The sequence below is a fragment of the Methylobacterium aerolatum genome (assembly GCF_022179085.1).
GTDB classification, from domain to species: domain Bacteria; phylum Pseudomonadota; class Alphaproteobacteria; order Rhizobiales; family Beijerinckiaceae; genus Methylobacterium; species Methylobacterium aerolatum.
On the sequence record NZ_BPQE01000018.1, the window covers coordinates 18,305 to 37,067 of the forward strand.

Genomic DNA, 18,763 nt, shown 5'->3' on the forward strand with positions numbered 1-18,763 from the left:
TTCGCGTCCCGGCGATCTGGAATGAAGGCGGTTTAGCAGCCCCGTCGCCGGGCCGGAAGCGGCGGTCCGGTCAGGGCTCCAATGGTCGGCGCAGCGTCCCGTCGTGGAGCGCGGAGGCCACGAGGACCCCGGCGAGCCCCGCCGTCGCCAGGGCGCGCAGATCCTCCGGGCCGCGCACGCCTCCGGCGGCGTGGATGCGAGTGCCGGGCGCCATGGCCCGAATGGCGGCGAGGGCGGAGAGGTCCGGTCCGGCCCCGGCCCCGACGCGGGCGAGGGTCATCACGATGACGTCCCGCGGCCAGAGCGTGGGATCCTCGTGCAGGACCGGCGGCCCTAGCCGCGCGTCGCCCTTCGAGTCGAGGGACAGGACGGCCCGGTCGCTCAGCGCCGCCACGAGTCGCTCGTCGCTCTGGCTCTCGGTGCCGAGCACCGGCCGCCCGAGGCCGGTCCCCAGGAAATCCTCCGTCGCGGCCAGGGCGGAAAAGCCCGCATCGACCCACAGCTCCACACCGGGGCAGGCCGCCGCGATGGCGCGCAGGGCGGCGCGATCGGGGGGGCGCCCGTCAATGATCGCGTCGAGGTCGGCGATGTAAAGGCGCCGCGCGGGCCACGCGGCCAGCAACCCCGCCGCGACGCTTTCCGGCGCCGAGCCCTTTGCCAAGGGCGTCTCGATCGGGGCATAGGAGTCCCGCTCGCCCCGGCGTGCGCGGACCACGCGCCCGCCGCGCAGGTCCAGCACCGGAATCACCGCGAAGCCGGGGGTGCCGGCTCCCTTCCCCGAGACGTCGAAGCCCGTCATCCGCGCATGTCGATCCCAAAAACCATCGGGTGGGACCTCGGCGGGGTCCACGTCAAGGCCGCTCTAATTCGCGACGGCCGGATCGCCGCCGCCGTCCAGGTGCCGTGCCCCCTCTGGCAGGGGGTCTCCGCCCTCGATTCGGCCCTTGAGATCATGCCCGACTGGGCGCGGGAGGAGGCCTCCCACGCGGTGACGATGACCGGCGAGTTGACGGATTGCTTCGCGGACCGGACGGCCGGCGTCGCCGCCCTGTCGGACTGGGCCGCCGCGCGCCTCGAAGGCCCGGTGCGGATCTACGCGGGGCGCGACGGCTTCGTGACGCCCGAGGCGGCGCCGCGCTCCGCCTTCGCCATCGCCTCGGCCAACTGGCACGCCACCGCCGCCCTCGTCGGCCGGCTCGTGCCCGACGCGCTCCTCGTCGATATCGGCTCCACCACCGCCGACCTCATCCCCATCGTCGCGGGCCGCCCCGCCGCCACCGGCTACAGCGACGCCGAACGGCTGGAGACCGGGGAACTCGTCTATACCGGCGTGGTGCGCACGCCCCTGATCGGCCTTACGGACCACGCGCCGTTCCTCGGCCGCCGGACCCGGCTGATGACCGAGACCTTCGCCCATATCGCCGATGCCTACCGGATCCTCGGCGACCTGCCGCCGGCGGCCGACCAGCAGGGCACCGGCGACCGCAAGGGCAAGTCGGTGGCCGAGTGCGAGACGCGCCTCGCGCGGATCGTCGGCCGCGACCGGGGGGAGGGCAGTCCCGAGGCGTGGGCGGCGCTGGCCCGCCACTTCGCGGAGGCGCAACTGCGCCTCCTGCACGACGCGGCGGCCGCGCTGCTCTCGCGCCCCGACATGCCGCCGGAGGCTCCCCTCGTGACCTGCGGCGCGGGCGCCTTCGTGGGCGCGCGCCTCGCCGCGCGCCTGGGCCGCCCGAACCTCGGATTCGCGGAAAGCCTCGCTCCCCGGATTGCGCCGGACGCCTCCAGGGATGCAGCCTGGATCTCGACCTGCGGCCCGGCCGTCGCCGTCGGCCTCATTGCGGAGGACACCCATCCATGAGCGCCCTGAAGATCCTCGCCCGCATCCTCGCGACCCGGGTGGGGCCGCACATCGAGCTCGCGGTCGAAGCGGAGACGGGCGAGGTGCTCAAGGTGCTCGCCACGGAGGATCAGATCGACCGGCTCGTGGACGAGTTGGAGGACCTGCTCAACTCCCCCACCGGCCCCGAGGACGACGGACCGCCCGAGGCGGCGTGACCGCCTGCGCTCCCGCGCCGCCCCATCTCACCCCGTCCTCACGGGCGCGCAGTGATCCGAGGTGGGTCGAAACGGCCTCAGCCGGGGATGCGCCCAGTCTTCGGCGTCTGGCCGGAGAGATTTACCGGCCGATCCGTCATTGCGAGCGTCGCGAAGCAATCTAGGGCTGCGCGACTTCCGGGAAGACGTGGCGGCCTGTGCCACTTCTGGTGAAACGCCTCGGCGAAGAACCCGAGCGGGTGGGGGGCCTGTGACCCACGGCCGGGTTCATGCCGTCTCGTGTCCGAGAAAATAAAGGCCGCCGTGGCATCCCACGGCGGCCCTCGTCGGTCCGTCGGCGGCCGGCGCTTACGCGGCCGTGCGCTTGCGGGCTTCCTGCTTGGTGTCGACGCCCGATTCTTTGATCTCGGAGAGCTTCTGCGCGACGTTGCGCGAGAAGACGAACTCGGCCGGGCGCTGGTTCTCCAGGCTGACCTCGGGGGCCATGTCGCCCTCGGTCTTGATGCCGCGCAGCATCTGGATGACCGGCTTCCACGGCTTGCGGACCGAATCGACCACCGAGGAGGCCTCGTAGCCGGAGTGGACCATGCAGTCGGCGCACTTCTCGTAGTTGCCGGTGCCGTAGGAATCCCAATCGGTGGTTTCCATCAGCTCCTTGAAGGTCGCCGCGTAGCCCTCGCCGAGGAGGTAGCAGGGCTTCTGCCAGCCGAACACCGTCCGGGTCGGGTTGCCCCACGGGGTGCAGTGGTAGGTCTGGTTGCCGGCCAGGAAGTCGAGGAAGAGGCCCGACTGCTGGAAGGTCCACTTCTCGCGGCCCTTCTCCTTGCCGTGCCGGAACACGCCGCGGAACAGCTCCTTCGTCGCCTTGCGGTTGAGGAAGTGCTTCTGATCGGGCGCGCGCTCGTAGGCGTAGCCGGGGGAGACGGTGATGCCGTCGATGCCCATGCGGGTCACGCTGTCGAAGAAGTCGGCGATCTTCTCCGGCGAGGAATTGTTGAAGAAGGTGCAGTTGATGGTAACGCGGAAGCCCATCTCCTTGGCCTTCGCGATGGCCGCCACCGCCTTGTCGTAGACGCCGCGCTGGCACACCGACTGGTCGTGCATCTCCTTGTCGCCATCGAGATGGATTGACCAGGTGAAGTACGGGCTCGGCTTATATTCCTTGATCTTCTTTTCGAGGAGGAGCGCGTTCGTGCAGACGATCGCGAACTTCTTCTGGGCGATGATGCCCTCGACGATCTGCGGCAGGTCCTTGTGCAGGAGCGGCTCGCCGCCGGCGATCACGACCACCGGTGCGCCGCACTCGCGCACGGATTCGAGCGCCTCGTCCACGGGCAGACGCCTGTTCAGGATCTCCTCGGGATAGTCGATCTTGCCGCAACCGGCGCAGGCCAGGTTGCAGCGGAACAGGGGCTCCATCATCATCACGAGGGGGTAGCGTTTGCGGCCCGTCAGGTGCTGCTTGAGGATGTAGCCGCCGATCGTCGCGACATATCGGAGGGGGATACCCAAGTTGAGGCTCCTTAGCTTTGTCGACCCCGGATCGATCGGGGTGCTTAACGTGAAAAGTGTTCGATTTCCAGCAACGTAGCTTGGAACGATCTCAATCTGCCGGCCCTGGATCGTTCGAGAACGCTTTCGTCGAAGGCTGACGCAACGGCGCCACACACGGCGCGGCATCGGCCCATAAACGGTTGCCGACTTTCACGCGCACAATGCGACGGGAATGCGGCCACCGGCGCCGTTGGCGGGAACACGGTCGCGTGTGCGGTGCGGCAACGCACCGTTGTGGCCGGACGGATACGTCAGCGCTCGCTCGCGTTGCATTCCGGCGCCCTCCTCTTTACTGAGCCAAGCGGCCGCACTGCAAGGGAGCGTCCGGCACGGGATCACCCGCGCCATCCATCAGCGTGCCTCGGCGCGGCGGCTCCAGGGCGGGTCGTCCTCCGGGCGCGCCGTCCTGGCCGTGTGGTTCGGCTGTGGCGACCGGGGCGTGTCGCTCCGGCCACCGGGGACCGGCGACCGGCGCCGGGCGAATTGGTAGGGCACTCGTGATCGAAGGACTTGTCGCGCTCTCCGTCCGCTACCGCTGGATCGTGATCGCCGTGATCGCGGCCATGACCGTCGTGAGCGTCGGGATCAGCGTCCATCTGTTCAAGATCAACACGGATGTCGAGCGCCTGATCGATCCGAAGGAGCCGTGGCGCCAGGACGAGATCGCCTTCGAGAAGGCGTTCCCCCAGCGCTCCAACCTGATCGTTGCCGTCATCGACGGGCAGACGCCGGAGGAGACCGAGGAGGCCGCCGCCGCCCTCACGCGGACCCTCTCGGAGCGCAAGTCCCTCATCGAGACCGTCTACCGGCCGGATGGCGGCCCGTTCTTCCAGAAGAACGGCCTGCTCCTGATGCCCCAGGCGGAACTGGACAAGACCCTGGAGCAGCTTACGCAGCAGCAGGGCCTCCTCGGGCCGCTGGCCGCCGACCCGTCGCTGCGCGGCGTCATGCGGGTGCTGACGCTCGGCGCCAAGGGCGTCAAATCGGGCGACGCGACGCTGGCCGACCTCGACAAGCCGATGGCGCAGATCGACGCCACCCTCCAGCGGGTCCTGAAGGGCGAGCCCGCCCGCCTCTCCTGGCAGTCGCTCCTGTCGAACGGGGAAACCCGCGTCACCGACAAGCTGAAATTCGTGATGATCCAGCCGGTGCTGGACTTCAACGCCCTGGAGCCGGGCTACGAGGCGACGCGGATGATCCGCGAGACCGCCCGGGACCTGAAGATCGACGCCGCCCACGGCCTGCGGATGCGCCTCACCGGCCCCGTCGCCGTGGCGGACGAGGAGTTCGCGACCCTCTCGGAGGACGCGCTCCTCAACAACAGCATCATCGTCGGTGCCATCGTGCTGTTCCTGTGGCTGGCGCTGCGCTCCGGGCCGCTGGTCGTCGCCGTCATCATCACCACCTTCGCCGGGCTCATCGTGACGGCGGCGCTGGGCCTCGCGCTGGTTGGCGAATTGAACCCGATCTCGGTGGCCTTCGCCGCCCTGTTCGTGGGCCTCGGCATCGATTTCGGCATCCAGTTCTCGGTGCGCTACCGGGCGGACCGCTACGAGCAGCCGACCCTGCAGGCGGCGATCCGCGCCGCGGCGCGGGGCGTGGGCTGGTCGCTGACCCTGGCGGCGGTGTCCCTGCTCGCGGGCTTCTTCGCCTTCCTGCCCACCGCCTTCCGCGGCGTCTCCGAACTCGGCCTCATCGCCGGCGTCGGCATGATCGTGGCCTACCTCTTCTCGCTCACGCTGCTGCCCGCGCTCATCGCCATCTTCCGGCCGAAGGGCGAGAAGCAGGCGGTCGAGACCAAGTGGCTCGTGGGCGTCGACCCGTGGATCATCCGCAACCGCAAGCCGATCCTGATCGCCGTCGGCCTCGTGACGCTCGCGGGCATGCCGCTCCTCTACTGGCTGCCCTTCGATTCGAACCCGATGCACCTGCGCAGCCCGAAGGTCGAATCGATCGCCACCTATCTCGACCTCATCAAGAACCCCGAGACGAGCCCCAACGTCATCGACGTGCTGGCCCCGAACGTCGCGGCGGTGCCGGAGCTGTCGAAGAAGCTCGCCGCGTTGCCCGTGGCGAGCTCGGTCAACAGCATCGACACCTTCGTGCCGCCGGACCAGGACAAGAAGCTCGCGCAGATCGCCGACACGGCGCAGTTGCTCGATCCGGTCCTGAACCCGGCCCGCAGGCCGCCGCCGCCCACCGACGCGGACAACGTCAAGGCGCTCAAGGATGCCGCCGCCGCGCTGAAGGCCACGGCCGACGAGGCGAAGCCCGGCACGCCGGGGGCCGACACGGCCCGCACCCTCACGGGCACCCTGATCGCGCTGGCGGACGGGCCGGTACAGAAGCGGGAGGCCGCCTCGGTGGCCCTCACGAAGGATCTCGGCCCGCTGCTCTCCGGCCTGCGCGACCTGCTCCACCCCACCAAGATCACCCTCGAGAACCTGCCGCCACAGTTGAAGGCGGACTGGGTCTCGGCCGACGGACGCGCCCGGGTGGAGATCCACCCGAAGGGCAACTCCAACGACGACGAGGTGCTGCGCAAGTTCTCCGACGAGGTGCTGAAGGTCGCCCCGCACGCCACCGGCGCGCCGGTCTCCACCACGCGCTCGACCTACACGATCCTCGGCGCCTTCGTGCAAGCGGCCATCACCGCCCTCGTGCTGATCTTCGTCATCCTCTCCGTCGCCCTGCGGAAGCCCTGGGACGTGGCGATGACCCTCGGCCCGCTGGTGATCGCCACCCTGTGGACCCTGATGGCGATGAAGATCATCGGCATGCCGCTGAACTTCGCCAACATCATCGCCCTGCCACTGATGCTCGCGGTCGGCGTCGCCTTCCACATCTACTACGTGATCGCGTGGCGGGCAGGCGTCACGGACATGCTGGCCTCCAGCCTGACCCGTGCGATCTTCTTCTCCGCCATGACCACGGGCAGCGCCTTCGGCTCCCTCGTCCTGTCGAGCCATCCGGGCACGGCCAGCATGGGTGAGCTGCTGGCGCTCTCGCTGTTCTTCACCCTGCTCGCGGCCTTCTTCGTGGTCCCCGCCACCCTGGGCGAGCCCCCGGCCCAGCCCGACCGGAACCGCCCCGAGGGCGAGGCCGCCGGCAAGAGCCCGCTCCTCGGCCAGCGCAAGGCCGAGACGGTGGCGGTGAAGTAGTCGAATTCTCGGAACCGTCATCCGTCGTTGCGAGCGGAGCGAAGCAATCCAGGGTCGGCGCCTCGTCGTGAGGCGTCTCCCTGTCCTGGATCGCGTCGCGGCGCTCGCACCGGCGGCGAGAACTACGAGAAGTCCGAGAACCCACCCCTCGCCACGCCCGCTGCCGCTGCAAGGCTCGCGGGCGCGATCAGCGCGTCGCGCTCCTCGGCGTAGAGATAGCCCGGCGCCTCGCAGGGAAAGCCGCCGCCGGTGGCGGGGTGGGTGTAGAGTTCGGTGAGGCCGTCCGGCAGGTGGGCGAGGAGCCCGGCGACCCGCGGCGGCGTCATCGCGCCGGACCACGCGAGGCCGAGCGTCCGGTCCGGGATCAGCAGGCCCGCCCGCCGGGCGCGGAGCGCGAGGAGGGCGGCCCAGGGCGCGCTGTCGAGGGCGGCGCGGGGCCGGGCGCCGGGCTCGGCGCGGCGCAGGACGTCCCTCGGCTCCCGGGGCACCCGCAGGGCGCGCATCCCGTAGCGGCGGCCGATCCGCAGCACCGCCCCCGCGATCAGCGGGTGGACGTGGAAATGCTTGTGGGCGTTGACGTGGTCGAGGGGCAGGCCGGTGGCCCGGTACGCCTCGAACTGCGCCGTGAGCTCGGCGGCGAGCTGACGCCGGGCGCCCGCGCGGCGGGCGAGGTCGAGGCCGAGCCCCGCCATGTCGGCCCGGAGCAGGCCGTCCGGCCCGGCGAGGTCCGGCAGCTCGGCCGGCGGCAGGGTCGGCCACGCCTCGACGAGGACGAGATGGAGGCCCACCCGGAGCGACGGCAGCCGACGGGCCCGCGCCACCGCATCGGCGGCGGCGGGAGCCGAGACCATCAGGCTGGCGGCGGTGAGGATGCCCTCCCGGTGCGCCTGCTCGACGGCCTCGTTGACCTCGGGGCTCAGCCCGAAATCATCGGCGGTAACAACGAGACGCTTCACAGTACCCTCGGTCATGGGTGTCGAGAGGGCAAAGCCCTCTCGCGGGTCCAGGGCGGCGCCCTGGGACGATGCGGGGCGCAGCCCCGCACTCCCCGCCGGGGCCTCGAGGCCCCGGACCCCCAGGACTTACGCGGCCTTGGCGGTGCCCTGGCGCTCCTTGAGGAAGCGGTAGAACTCCACACCCTCGCGCAGGCGGCGCTTCATCATGTCGGGCGAGCGCACCATCTCCGAGACGATGGAGGCGATCTTCGGCGCGCGGAAGTAGAACTTCTTGTAGAACTCCTCCACCGAGGTGAAGATCTCGGTGTGCGACAGATGCGGGTAGTGCAGCGGGGCGACCTGCACCCCGTTCTCGTCCACGAGCTCGGCGTTCTCCACGTCGAGCCAGCCGTTCTCCACGGCCTGCTTGTAGAGGAAGGTGCCGGGGTAGGGCGCCGCCAGCGAGACCTGGATCGTGTGCGGGTTGATCCGCTTGGCGAAGTCGATCGTCTCCTGGATCGTCTCCTTCGTCTCGCCCGGCAGGCCGAGGATGAAGGTGCCGTGGATGGCGATGCCGAGGTCGTGGCAATCCTTGGTGAACTTCTCGGCCACCTCGACGCGCATGCCCTTCTTGATGTTGTGCAGGATCTGCTGGTTGCCCGACTCGTAGCCGACGAGGAGGAGGCGCAGGCCGTTCTCCTTGAGGACCTTCAGGGTCTCGCGGGGCACGTTCGCCTTGGCATTGCACGACCACGTCACGCCGAGCTTGCCGAGCTCGCGGGCGATCTCCTCGGCGCGGGGCAGGTTGTCGGTGAAGGTGTCGTCGTCGAAGAAGAACTCCTTGGTCTGGGGGAACTCCTTCAGGCAGTACTTGATCTCCTCGATCACGTGGGCGACCGAGCGGGTCCGGTAGGTGTGCCCGCCCACCGTCTGCGGCCACAGGCAGAAGGTGCAGCGGCTCTTGCAGCCCCGGCCGGAGTAGAACGAGATGTAGGGGTGCTTCAGGTAGCCGATGAAGTACTTCTCCATCTCCAGGTCGCGCTTGTAGACGCTGGTGACGAAGGGCAGCTGGTCCATGTCGGTCATGATCTCGCGGTCCTCGTTATGGACCACGGTGCCGTTGGCATCGCGATAGGACAGACCCTTGATCTGTGCCATCGGCACGCCCTCGGCGACCTCCTTGACCGTGAAGTCGAACTCGTTGCGGGCGCAGAAATCGACCACCGGAGCCTGGGCCATGGCGCCGGCCGCGTCCACGGCCACCTTGGCGCCGATCAGCCCGGCGATCAGCTTCGGGTTGGCGGCCTTCATCGCCTCGATGGTCTTCACGTCCGACTTGAAGGACGGGACCGAGGTGTGGAGCACCACGAGGTCGAAGTCATTGGCCTGGGCCACGATCTCGGACAGCTTGATGTTGTGCGGGGGCGCGTCGATCAGCTTGGAGTTCGGCACCAGGGCGGCCGGCTGGGCGAGCCAGGTCGGGTACCAGAACGACTTGATCTCGCGCTTGGCCTGGTAGCGGGAGCCCGCGCCGCCGTCGAAGCCGTCGAAGGTGGGGGCCTGGAGGAAAAGCGTGCGCATGGGGTTCAAGGCCTCAGTGCAGTGCCGGAGGTGCGAAAAGGGGGATCAGGCGGTCGGGGCTTCGGCGTCTCGGCCGAGGTCCGCGTCGGGGATCAGCGTGCCATCCGCAACCACGTGATAATCGTGACCTTTCCATGTCACCGCCCCCGATAGAAAGGCACAGGAGAAGTTCAAGAAGGAGAGGATGTCGCGAATCGGCAACAGCCACGTGGCGTGGGAGGGCAGGCCGAAGGCCCGCTCCACCTGGCGGCAGAGCAGGGCGCGGCAGGCCAGGGCCAGGGCGGCCATGCCGAGGGCCGCCGTGCCGGCCCCGGGCAGCAGGGCGCCGATCAGGGCGATTGGGAAGGCGTGGGTCACGACCGAGCCGGCATAGCCCGCCGGATCGACGGTGCGGATCGTCCGGTTCCAGCGCAGTTCGTGGCGCCACAGGCCGGATACCTCGGTGTCGACGCAGGTATGGCCGATGGTGAAGCTCGGGATCACCACCCGCCCGCCGAGGTCGCGCAGGGCCGCGCCCACGGCGTAGTCGTCCGCGAGGTCGTTGCGGAACCGGCGGAAGCCGCCCATCGCGTCGAGGCTCGCCCGCGTGAAGGCCACCGTCGAGCCGAAGCACGGCTTGGCGAGGCCGAGGCTCACGCCCATCACCACGTTCGGCAGGAACTGCACGTCGATCGCCAGGGCGGCGAGCTGGCCGATGGGGCCGCGGAAGGCGGGCACCCCGTGGTACAGGCAGGTGACGCCTGTCACGCCCGGCTGCGCCAGTTCGGCCACGAGGCGGGCGAGGTAGTCCGGCTCCACCACCATGTCGCTGTCGGCCAGCACGATCACCGGATGGGCGATCGCCTCGGCCATGTTGATGAGGTTCGAAACCTTGCGGTTCGACCCGTGCTGCCGCCCGTCCACCACGAGGTCGATCCGCGCGTCCGGGTAGGCCGCGCGGAGGGCGTGCACCACGCCGATGGCCGGATCGGCGGTGTTCTGCACGCCGAAGACGATCTGCACCGCGCCCGCGTAATCCTGCCGGATCACCGTCTCGAGGTTCTCGTAGAGGTTCGGCTCCATCCCGCAGAGGGGCTTCAGCACCGTCACCGCCGGGGGGGCGATCCCGGCCGGCAGGGCAGGGGCACGGCGGCTGCCGTAACGGGTGACGAACAGGGCCGCCGCCAACCCGTAGAGGCAGCCCGCGCCGGCGATCACGAGGCAGAGCGGTGACAGCCAGAGCAGCGCCTGCGACGCCAGGGAGGTCCAATCCATCCGTCGGGTCCGTGAGATGTCCGGCCGCCGACCGCGGCTGAGGGGCGTCGGCCTATTGGGCCGGTTTGGCGGCGAGCATGCCGTCGGCGCGCTCGTTCAGGAACTTGACCACGGCGTCGGCGCCGCCGCTGGCCAGGGGCTTCGACAGGATCGTCCGCTGGGCGGCGAGTTCGCTGACGTCGCCGTTCAGGAGCACGTCCTGCACCTTGTCGTCGCCGTTGACCACGAAGTCGACCTGCGAGTCGTCGCCGTCGGCGGCGGTCACCGTGGTCGGCACGACGCGCTGGGCACCGCGCGTCTCCACCTTGGGCGTCACTTCGAACTTGCCCCCCGCCGCCCGGCCGAGGCGGCTGGCATAGGTGACGTTCAGGCTGCGCTTGAAGGCCGCGATCACCGCCGCCTGCTGCTCGGAGGTGAAGCCGCCCCACTTGGACCCGACGGCGATGCGGGCCATGGCGGGAAAGTCGAAGGCCCTGTCGAGGGCGGGGCCGAGCACCTCCACCCGCGCGGGGAGGGGCCCCGCGCCATCCTTCACCGCGCCCGAGAAGGTGGCGTAGAGGTCGCCGACGGTCTTGATCGCTGCCTCGTCGCCGGCCCGGGCGGGCGCGGCGAGGACGGGAACCAGCAGGAATGCGGCGGCGAAGTGGCGAATCAGGCGCACTTCTTCAACTCCTTGTCGTCCATCCGGGCGACCATGCGCGGCGGGGCGTAGCTGTAGAACGGGCCCAGGGTTGCCGGGGGCGGCCGCCGACCCGGCGGGACGGCCTCCTCCCGCTCGGGCCCGGCCTCCTCCTCGCCGCTCGCCCGCAGGCGGGACTCGATCCGGTGCCACAGGAGCAGGCTCGGCAGGCCGACGCCGAGATCGGCGAAGCGCTTGACGAGGGAGAGGGCAAGCGCCGCCTCGGCGGGGATGCCGAACAGGCCGCACAGGGCGATGAGGCCGCCCTCCTGCGCGCCGAGGGCTCCGGGCACGGCGAAGGCCGCGCCACGGACAGCCTGGGCAAGGCTCTCGATCACGAGGGCCTGCATGAAATCAACGGGATAGCCCATGAAGTGCAAGCACAGGTAGACTTCGAGGGTGCCGACGATCCAGCCTCCGAAATGGATGGCGATCGCCGCCGTGACCCGGCCCTTCGCACCGTAGAGGCGGCGCAGGCTGTCGTAGAGCTGGTCGATGGCGCCGAGCGCCCGCCACTCGCGGCCGGAGGCGAACCGGGACAGCAGGGCCTGGATGACCCGGTGACCGGCCCTGCGCTGGATCAGGTAGAAGGCGGCCAGCGCCGGAATGGCCAGGGCCACACCCCCGCCGACGGTGCGGGCCACCGGCCCGTCGCCGTCGAGCCAGACCAGCAGGCCGAGGCCGAGGATCGTGAAGAGAAGCTGCGTCACCGCCTGGGTCATCAGGTCGACGAACATGCTCGCGCCGGCGAGCGCGCCCGGCACGCCGCGCTTGGCGAGCAGGCGGGCGCCCACGAAGTCACCCCCCACCGTCGCCACGGGCAGCAGCGTGTTGATGCCCTCGCGCACGAAGCGCAGGGAGATGCAGTCGCGCAGGCGCGGCCGGGGGCCCGCCGGGAACACGACGTGCCAGCCGAACCCCGCCCAGGCGACCGCCACGAATCGTGCGAGCACGACGAGGAGCGCGCCCCATCCGGCGCTGACCACGGCGGCCGACACGTCCTCCAGCCCGGAGGACGCGAACAGGCCCACGACCGTGCAGAGACCGGCAATCGAGGCCAGTGTCGTGAGACGCTTCATCTTCGTCTTTCAAGCTCGCAAATGGCTTGATGCGGGAAATCGGTCACGGTCGCGGCGGAAATAGGTCCGAACGACCCCGACAAGCACTTCCGTCACGTTGCAGCATGGATGAGCCCTGTCTATCACCCGTTTGCTACACCGAGGGGCAAAGCGGCGGGGGTGCTCGGCACCCCATTCGAGAGACCGCTGAACGTCGCAGAAGGACCACACGTCATGGACCGCGAATCACCCATCACGGCCGCCGAGGCCGTGGACGACACGTTGCGTGCCGACGGTTTCGCAGGCCAGCGCGAACCCGCCATCCCTTCCCCGCGCTCGCCGGTCATGGCGTGGAACGAATGGGACCCGCTGGAGGAGGTGATCGTCGGCTCCCTCGAAGGGGCCACGATCCCGACGCACCACCTCACGGTCATCTTCAACCTTCCCCGGGCGGCGCAGCCGTTCTACCGCCTCGCCTCCGGCTGGAAGTACCCGAAGTTCATGAAGAAGCTGGCCCAGCAGGAGCTGGACAACTTCATCGGGATCCTCGCGGGCGAGGGCGTGAAGGTCCGCCGGCCCGATCCGGTGGACTTCTCGAAGAAGTTCAAGGCGCCCCGCTGGACTTCCCGGGGCTTCTGCGTCGCCTGCCCGCGCGACCCGTACCTCGTCATCGGCGACGAGATCATCGAGAGCCCGATGTGCTGGCGCTCGCGCTACTTCGAGGGTGACGCCTACCGCTCGCTGTTCAAGGAGTACTTCCGGAACGGCGCCCGCTGGACCTCGGCCCCGCGGCCCCAATTGACCGACGACCTGTATAACTACGACTACCGGGTGCCGAACCTGAAGGCCGGCGAGCCGATGCAGTTCACGGTCAACGAGTTCGAGCCGGTCTTCGACGCGGCCGACTTCGTGCGCTGCGGCCGCGACCTGTTCGTCACCCGCTCGAACGTCACGAACCTCATGGGCATCGAGTGGCTGCGCCGCCACCTCGGCTCCGGCTTCCGCATCCACGAGATCGAGAGCCGCTGCCCGCAGCCCATGCACATCGACTCGTCCTTCATGCCTCTGGCGCCGGGCAAGGTGCTGGTGAACCCGGACTACGTCGATATCGAGCGCCTGCCGGCCGTGCTCAAGAAGTGGGACGTCCTCGTCGCCCCGCGCCCCGACCCGGTCGAGGGCTTCATGAGCAAGATCTCGATGTGCTCGCCCTGGACCTCGATCAACGTGCTCGCCATCACCGAGAAGAAGATCGTCGTGGACCAGAGCCAGCCGACGCTGATCAAGGCCCTCAAGGACTGGGGCTTCGACCCGATCCCGGCGCCCTTCCTCAGCTACGGCCCCTTCGGCGGCTCGTTCCACTGCGCCACCCTCGACGTGCGGCGCCGCGGAGTGCTGCAGTCGTACTTCTAGGAGCCTCTCCCCTCCCCCTTGCGGGGAGGGGCAGGGGGTGGAGGTGATGCCGGAGAGTTCGCAGCGGTGCCTTCTGCGCCACCCCCATCCCTAACCCCTCCCCGCAAGGGGGAGGGGGACAACGGGGAGGGGCAGGAGAATAGCCTCGCTACCGCCCGATTCCCTCGATCAGCGCGGCGTTGAACGCCTCCGGCTCCGACATCTGCGGCGCGTGGCCGGAATTGGGGAATTCCACCAGCCTCGCGCCGGGGATGGCCTTCGCTGCGGCCTTGCCGAGTTCGGGGTAGTTCCCGAGCGTGGCGCGCCGGTCGGCGGGGACCATGTCCTTGCCGATGGCGGTGTTGTCCTTCTGGCCGATGATCAGCAGGGTCGGCACCGCGATCTGCGGGAAGCGATAGACCACCGGCTGCGTGACGATCATGTCGTAGAGCAGCGCAGAGTCCCAGGCGACCGCCTCCTTGCCCGGTCCCCGGTAGAGCCCGGCGAGCATCTCGACCCAGGGCTCGTAGCGGGCCTCCCAATGGCCGGCATAGTAGGTCGCGGTCTCGTAGGCGCGGATCGAGTCCGCGCTCGTCTTGAGGTCGCGCTGGTACCACTGGTCGAGGGAGACCGGCGGAAGGCCCTTGGCGCTCCAATCCTCCAGCCCGATCGGGTTCACCATCACCAGCTGCTCCACCTCCTTCGGATAGAGCAGGGCGTAGTGGGCGGCGAGCATCCCGCCCGTCGAATGCCCGACGATCACTGGCCGCGTCACGCCGAGCTTCTCCAGCAGGGCGTGGGTGTTCTCAGCCAGTTGCCGGAAGGTGAACTGGTAGGCGGCGGGCTTGCTCGACTTGCAGAAACCGATCTGATCCGGGGCGATCACCCGGTAGCCGGCCCCCGTCAGCGCCCGGATCTGGCCCTCCCAGGTGGCCGCGCAGAAATTCTTGCCGTGGAGCAGCACCGCCGTGCGCCCGTTCGGCGTCTCCGGCCTCACGTCGAGATAGGCCATCTGCAGGGGCTGGCGCTGGGACGTGAAGGTGAACCGCTCCACCGGAAAGGGGTAGGCGTAGCCCTCGAGTTCGGGGCCGTAGGCCGGGGCGGGGTCGGCCCATCCGGGCATCGTCGCGGCGAGGAGCAGGGTGAGGGCGAGGGCGGGACGCGACATAGGGGCCTCGGGGACGGGGTTGCCACGGCGTCGTCGCGGGAGCGAGGACGGCGGCGGTCGGCGGTAGACGAACGCTACCGACATCGTGCACGGGGCCGCTTCGTCCAGTATGCTGGTCCCCTCCGCGCAGGACGCCCCCGATGCCCCGCTCCCTTTTCGCCGCCTGCCTGATGGGCCTGGGCCTCGCCACCCCGGCGGCGGCGGCCGACCCTTGCGATGTCCTGACCGCGAAGGTCATCCGCGTGACCGGCGCCTCGCTCGCCGGGCGGACGGGGGCCTACGCGGTGTTCCGGGCGCAGGATGCCGAGCGCATGAGCCTCGATTGCCGCAACCCGGCGCGGATCACCCTGGCGTCCCTGGATCGCGAACCCGCCAGAGCCTACTTCGCCCTCGTCGGCCTTGCGGCGCGGGCGCTGACCGGGGCGGATGCGGCCGAGGCCGAGGTGCTGGCCCTCACCCTCCATCAGGACAGCCTGCTCGCCGACGCCCCCCGGCGGGGCGGCACCGGGCCGACGCTCATGCAATGCGAGACCGGGCCGCGCACGGATGCGCTCGCCGGGGACCTGACCGTCTGCCGGGTGGTGCCGGCCAAACCGGTGATCGGGCTTTCGCATCGCCGCCGCGCGGGCTAGATCCGCCCCATGTCTCAGCCAGATCCCGGCGCCGTGGTACGCGTGCGCGACACCGCCTTCGCCAACCACCTGCCGCTGGCGCTCATCGCCGGCCCCTGCCAGCTGGAGAGCCGCAGCCACGGGCTGGAGATCGCCGCCGCCCTCAAGGAGCTGGCGGCCGGGCTCGGGATCGGACTGGTGTTCAAGTCGTCCTTCGACAAGGCGAACCGCACCTCCGGCACCGCCGCCCGCGGCATCGGCCTCGCCGGTGCGCTGCCGATCTTCGCCGAGATCCGTGAGAGCCTGGGGCTCCCCGTCCTCACCGATGTCCACGATGCGGACCAATGCGCGGCGGTGGCGGAGGCGGTGGACATCCTGCAGATCCCCGCCTTCCTCTGCCGCCAGACCGACCTGCTGCTCGCCGCTGCCGCCACGGGCCGGGCGGTGAACGTGAAGAAGGGGCAGTTCCTCGCCCCCTGGGACATGAAGCACGTCGCCGCCAAGGTGACGGAGGCCGGCAACCCCAACGTCATCGTCACGGAACGGGGCGCCTCCTTCGGCTACAACACCCTCGTCTCGGACATGCGCAGCCTGCCGATCATGGCCTCGGTCACCGGTGGCGCGCCCGTGGTGTTCGATGCGACCCACTCCGTGCAGCAGCCGGGTGGCCAGGGCGCCAGCTCCGGCGGCCAGCGGGAATTCGTCGCCGTGCTCGCGCGGGCGGCGGTGGCGGTGGGCGTGGCGGGCGTCTTCATCGAGACGCACCCCGACCCCGACCGCGCCCCCTCCGACGGCCCCAACATGGTGGCGCTGAAGGACATGCCGGCGCTCCTCGAAGAGCTGATCGCCTTCGATAAACTCGCCAAGCGCCGGAAGGGCTGACGCCAGGTCTGCGTGTCCAGAGGGCAAGCCCTCTGGCGGGTGCAGGGCGGCGCCCTGCAAGACCCAGGGGCCTTGCCCCTGGACCCCACCAAGGGACGCGGTCCTTTGGGATCCCTTATTCCGGCTTCAGCACGTGGATGCGGAGGGGCTGGACGAGGGCGTAGCCTTCAGCGGTCCGCTCGGCCGCACCCAGGAACGCCCGCTCGGCCGTGGCCCGGTCGGCGCGGATGACGTCGGCCCGGGCCGGATCGACGGCGGAAATGCGGGTGAAGAACGCCTCGCCATCCGCGAAGGTCTCCCGCCGCTCCACCACCACGTCGCGCTCGCAGGCGTAGCGGCCCGCCGCCACGGCCTGCGCGATGGCGGCCTGGGCCGCCGCACGGATGTCGGTCTCGTCCTCCACGGGCTTGAGCGCGTCGAAGAACGTGCCCTCCGCCAGGGGCTCGACCACCACGAGGCGGGCGCCAGGCCCCAGCACGCGGGCCGCTTCGGCGAGGGCGGCGGCCGGATCGGGCACGTGGTGCAGGGAATTCAGCATCACCGCCCCGTCGAAGGCTCCGTCCGGGAAGGGCAGGGCCTGCGCCGAGGCGGCTTCGAACCGCGCCTCCGGGACGGCAGCCCTCGCCTTGGCGAGGGCTGCCTCGCCGGGATCGATGCCGGTCACGGCCGCCCCGTCCGCGCTCAGCGCGCGGGACAAGTGCCCCGCGCCGCAGCCGATATCGAGGATCGCCCTGCGAGCGAGGGGAGCGAAGGTCTCGCGGATCAGCGTCAGGGCATCCATCGGCGCAGGCTCCAACCGCGCCCGATTCGCGGCGCCCGTCGTTTATGGACCTGTCGCGCCCGGCGAACAGCCGACCTCACGGGCCCGCGCATTTCCGCGAGGGCGGAGCCACCGCGCAGTTGAGCAGGCATTGCTGCCGCTCCGTGCAGAACCACGACAGCGACCCGCTCTTCAGGCACTCGCCGCCGCAATGCCGGTAAGGCCCCCCGTAGAGCGGCCGGACATAGACCGCATCGGTCACCGTCCGCCCCGGCGTGGACGGCGCGGGAAGGGCTTGGCCCGCGGCGGGCAGTGCCGCCGACACGAGGATGAGGAGGAGAAGACTGAGGCGCCGCATGGAAGGGCCGAGCATGGAACGGGGCCCGATCAAGGGCCCCCGGCGGGCCCGTGTCGATTAAATTGGCGTTCAGCATCGGAACCAGCATTGGGCTCCGCCCATCGCCTCCTGCAACGTTGTTGCAAGATCCCGTTTCGACACAGCGCAGCTTGGAGGGCGGCCGAGGCCGTCACGATTGATGACAGAGTGGCCATTCTGCTCATGAACGGCCGTTCATGGACGGGATTAAGGGAAATTCGGGCTCAGAAATCTCGGAACCACTGCCTGACCGCCCACGTTGTTGAGGCATAATCGATCAGTGATCGAGAAAGGATACGATGCGTAAGCTTGCTCTCATCACCGCCGCCGCCTCCCTCGCCGTGGGCAGCATCGCCGCCACCAGCAGCGCCGAGGCGCGTCCCTACGGCTGGCGTGGCGGTGGATATGGCCACCACGGCTACTACGGTGGCGGTCGCCGCGGCATCGGGACCGGCGCTGCCGTCGGCCTCGGGATCGCCGGCCTCGCGGCTGGTGCCATCGCTGCCGGAGCAGCCCGTGACGCTTACGGCTACAACCGTCCCGCTTACGGCTATGGCTACGGTGCTCCGGCCTACGGTTACGGCTCGGGCTACTACGGTTACGGCTACTAAGTTTCGGACCTGACGATGAAGGGGCGGTCGGCGTGAGCCGGCCGCCCCTTCGCGTGTTCGCTTCTCAGCGCCCGCGATACGAGCCGACGCCCGTGTCGGGGAGCCAAACGTTGGCCGGCGGCGCACCCGTCTGCCAGAACACGTCGATGGGAATGCCGCCACGGGGGTACCAGTACCCGCCGATCCGCAGGTAGCGCGGTTCCAGCAGCGCCACGAGGCGCTTGCCGATGGCGACGGTGCAGTCCTCGTGGAAGGCGCCGTGGTTCCGGAAGGCGCCGAGATACAGTTTCAGCGACTTGGACTCGACGAGCCATTGTCCCGGCACGTAGTCGATGATCAGGATCGCGAAGTCGGGCTGGCCCGTCACCGGACAGATGGACGTGAATTCCGGCGCGGTGAACCGCGCGAGATAATCCGTATCCACATGGGGATTGGGAACGCGGTCGAGGCGGGCCTCCTCGGGCGTCTGGGGCAGGGGAGTGGCCTGGCCCAATTGCAGGGCGGGCGCACCGGTGTCGGAAGGGCTGCTCATGGCGGCCCTATAGCGCGAAATCGCGTGTCCCGCACCGGCGTCGCCGTCCCTCCCGGACGGCCTGAAAAAACAACCGGCCCGGCTGCAAAGAATTCATCAGGACGGGACCGGCGGGCGGGTTGCCGGGGGCGGGCGCATGGCGGATAAGCCGCACCGC

Annotated in this window: 18 protein-coding genes; 7 read left to right on the plus strand and 11 right to left on the minus strand. The window is 69.9% G+C overall.

Features of this window, described 5'->3' with window-relative positions; all coding sequences use genetic code 11:
- Nucleotides 1-70 precede the first annotated feature (70 nt).
- On the minus strand, nt 71-799 hold the full coding sequence (locus MFF06_RS13115) for a HisA/HisF-related TIM barrel protein (protein ID WP_238204522.1): 729 nt from the start codon (nt 797-799) through the stop codon (nt 71-73).
- 6 nt (nt 800-805) lie between these two features.
- Here MFF06_RS13115 and MFF06_RS13120 point away from each other — a divergent pair, with 6 nt between their 5' ends.
- Nucleotides 806-1,858, plus strand: a complete 1,053-nt coding sequence (locus tag MFF06_RS13120) for a hydantoinase/oxoprolinase family protein (protein WP_238204525.1) — start codon at nt 806-808, stop codon at nt 1,856-1,858.
- Entirely contained in the window at nt 1,855-2,055 is a 201-nt protein-coding gene (locus MFF06_RS13125; RefSeq protein ID WP_238204527.1) for a hypothetical protein, read from the plus strand. Before MFF06_RS13120 ends, MFF06_RS13125 begins: the two co-directional genes overlap by 4 nt.
- A gap of 348 nt (nt 2,056-2,403) precedes the next feature.
- Here the strand turns inward: MFF06_RS13125 and hpnH are convergent, their stop codons facing one another.
- The gene (hpnH, locus tag MFF06_RS13130) at nt 2,404-3,567 is read right to left on the minus strand and encodes an adenosyl-hopene transferase HpnH (protein ID WP_238204529.1); all 1,164 of its coding nucleotides are present in this window, start codon (nt 3,565-3,567) and stop codon (nt 2,404-2,406) included.
- A 539-nt stretch (nt 3,568-4,106) separates the two neighbouring features.
- Between hpnH and MFF06_RS13135 the strand changes: the two genes are divergently transcribed.
- Complete coding sequence (locus MFF06_RS13135; RefSeq protein ID WP_238204531.1) at nt 4,107-6,770, plus strand: MMPL family transporter; 2,664 nt, start codon at nt 4,107-4,109, stop codon at nt 6,768-6,770.
- 122 nt (nt 6,771-6,892) lie between these two features.
- Here MFF06_RS13135 and hpnK read toward each other — a convergent pair whose 3' ends face one another.
- From hpnK to MFF06_RS13160, 5 genes are all read right to left on the minus strand, one after another.
- On the minus strand, nt 6,893-7,726 hold the full coding sequence (gene hpnK, locus MFF06_RS13140) for a hopanoid biosynthesis-associated protein HpnK (protein WP_238204592.1): 834 nt from the start codon (nt 7,724-7,726) through the stop codon (nt 6,893-6,895).
- A 126-nt stretch (nt 7,727-7,852) separates the two neighbouring features.
- A complete protein-coding gene (gene hpnJ, locus MFF06_RS13145; protein WP_238204532.1) occupies nt 7,853-9,286 on the minus strand; it encodes a hopanoid biosynthesis associated radical SAM protein HpnJ in 1,434 nt (477 codons plus the stop codon).
- A 45-nt stretch (nt 9,287-9,331) separates the two neighbouring features.
- Nucleotides 9,332-10,540, minus strand: coding sequence for a bacteriohopanetetrol glucosamine biosynthesis glycosyltransferase HpnI (hpnI, locus tag MFF06_RS13150; protein WP_238204533.1), 1,209 nt, complete (start codon nt 10,538-10,540; stop codon nt 9,332-9,334).
- 52 nt (nt 10,541-10,592) lie between these two features.
- The gene (locus MFF06_RS13155) at nt 10,593-11,201 is read right to left on the minus strand and encodes an MlaC/ttg2D family ABC transporter substrate-binding protein (protein ID WP_238204534.1); all 609 of its coding nucleotides are present in this window, start codon (nt 11,199-11,201) and stop codon (nt 10,593-10,595) included.
- Complete coding sequence (locus tag MFF06_RS13160) at nt 11,192-12,298, minus strand: HpnL family protein (protein ID WP_238204535.1); 1,107 nt, start codon at nt 12,296-12,298, stop codon at nt 11,192-11,194. The genes MFF06_RS13155 and MFF06_RS13160 overlap by 10 nt, the downstream gene beginning before the upstream one ends.
- A gap of 213 nt (nt 12,299-12,511) precedes the next feature.
- Between MFF06_RS13160 and MFF06_RS13165 the strand changes: the two genes are divergently transcribed.
- A complete protein-coding gene (locus MFF06_RS13165) occupies nt 12,512-13,687 on the plus strand; it encodes an amidinotransferase (RefSeq protein WP_238204536.1) in 1,176 nt (391 codons plus the stop codon).
- A 148-nt stretch (nt 13,688-13,835) separates the two neighbouring features.
- Here MFF06_RS13165 and MFF06_RS13170 read toward each other — a convergent pair whose 3' ends face one another.
- The gene (locus tag MFF06_RS13170) at nt 13,836-14,834 is read right to left on the minus strand and encodes an alpha/beta fold hydrolase (RefSeq protein ID WP_238204537.1); all 999 of its coding nucleotides are present in this window, start codon (nt 14,832-14,834) and stop codon (nt 13,836-13,838) included.
- A 140-nt stretch (nt 14,835-14,974) separates the two neighbouring features.
- Between MFF06_RS13170 and MFF06_RS13175 the strand changes: the two genes are divergently transcribed.
- Entirely contained in the window at nt 14,975-15,466 is a 492-nt protein-coding gene (locus MFF06_RS13175) for a hypothetical protein (RefSeq protein ID WP_238204539.1), read from the plus strand.
- 9 nt (nt 15,467-15,475) lie between these two features.
- Complete coding sequence (kdsA, locus tag MFF06_RS13180) at nt 15,476-16,327, plus strand: 3-deoxy-8-phosphooctulonate synthase (protein WP_238204541.1); 852 nt, start codon at nt 15,476-15,478, stop codon at nt 16,325-16,327.
- A 115-nt stretch (nt 16,328-16,442) separates the two neighbouring features.
- On the opposite strand, the gene MFF06_RS13185 is transcribed toward kdsA, so the two are convergent.
- Nucleotides 16,443-17,108, minus strand: coding sequence for a class I SAM-dependent methyltransferase (locus MFF06_RS13185; RefSeq protein WP_238204543.1), 666 nt, complete (start codon nt 17,106-17,108; stop codon nt 16,443-16,445).
- A 76-nt stretch (nt 17,109-17,184) separates the two neighbouring features.
- The gene (locus MFF06_RS13190; protein ID WP_238204545.1) at nt 17,185-17,460 is read right to left on the minus strand and encodes a hypothetical protein; all 276 of its coding nucleotides are present in this window, start codon (nt 17,458-17,460) and stop codon (nt 17,185-17,187) included.
- 302 nt (nt 17,461-17,762) lie between these two features.
- On the opposite strand from MFF06_RS13190, the gene MFF06_RS13195 reads away from it, so the two are divergent.
- Entirely contained in the window at nt 17,763-18,074 is a 312-nt protein-coding gene (locus MFF06_RS13195) for a hypothetical protein (RefSeq protein ID WP_238204548.1), read from the plus strand.
- A gap of 64 nt (nt 18,075-18,138) precedes the next feature.
- Here the strand turns inward: MFF06_RS13195 and queF are convergent, their stop codons facing one another.
- Nucleotides 18,139-18,606, minus strand: a complete 468-nt coding sequence (gene queF, locus MFF06_RS13200) for a preQ(1) synthase (protein ID WP_238204550.1) — start codon at nt 18,604-18,606, stop codon at nt 18,139-18,141.
- Nucleotides 18,607-18,763: the final 157 nt, after the last annotated feature.

Coding starts and splice junctions, on each gene's coding strand:
- MFF06_RS13115 (WP_238204522.1), bottom strand. CDS start 799: ATGACGGGCTTCGACGTCTCGGGGAAGGGAGCCGGCACCCCCGGCTTC.
- MFF06_RS13120 (WP_238204525.1), top strand. CDS start 806: ATGTCGATCCCAAAAACCATCGGGTGGGACCTCGGCGGGGTCCACGTC.
- MFF06_RS13125 (WP_238204527.1), top strand. CDS start 1,855: ATGAGCGCCCTGAAGATCCTCGCCCGCATCCTCGCGACCCGGGTGGGG.
- hpnJ (WP_238204532.1), bottom strand. CDS start 9,286: ATGCGCACGCTTTTCCTCCAGGCCCCCACCTTCGACGGCTTCGACGGC.
- hpnI (WP_238204533.1), bottom strand. CDS start 10,540: ATGGATTGGACCTCCCTGGCGTCGCAGGCGCTGCTCTGGCTGTCACCG.
- MFF06_RS13160 (WP_238204535.1), bottom strand. CDS start 12,298: ATGAAGCGTCTCACGACACTGGCCTCGATTGCCGGTCTCTGCACGGTC.
- MFF06_RS13165 (WP_238204536.1), top strand. CDS start 12,512: ATGGACCGCGAATCACCCATCACGGCCGCCGAGGCCGTGGACGACACG.
- MFF06_RS13170 (WP_238204537.1), bottom strand. CDS start 14,834: ATGTCGCGTCCCGCCCTCGCCCTCACCCTGCTCCTCGCCGCGACGATG.
- MFF06_RS13175 (WP_238204539.1), top strand. CDS start 14,975: ATGCCCCGCTCCCTTTTCGCCGCCTGCCTGATGGGCCTGGGCCTCGCC.
- kdsA (WP_238204541.1), top strand. CDS start 15,476: ATGTCTCAGCCAGATCCCGGCGCCGTGGTACGCGTGCGCGACACCGCC.
- MFF06_RS13185 (WP_238204543.1), bottom strand. CDS start 17,108: ATGGATGCCCTGACGCTGATCCGCGAGACCTTCGCTCCCCTCGCTCGC.
- MFF06_RS13190 (WP_238204545.1), bottom strand. CDS start 17,460: ATGCTCGGCCCTTCCATGCGGCGCCTCAGTCTTCTCCTCCTCATCCTC.
- MFF06_RS13195 (WP_238204548.1), top strand. CDS start 17,763: ATGCGTAAGCTTGCTCTCATCACCGCCGCCGCCTCCCTCGCCGTGGGC.
- queF (WP_238204550.1), bottom strand. CDS start 18,606: ATGAGCAGCCCTTCCGACACCGGTGCGCCCGCCCTGCAATTGGGCCAG.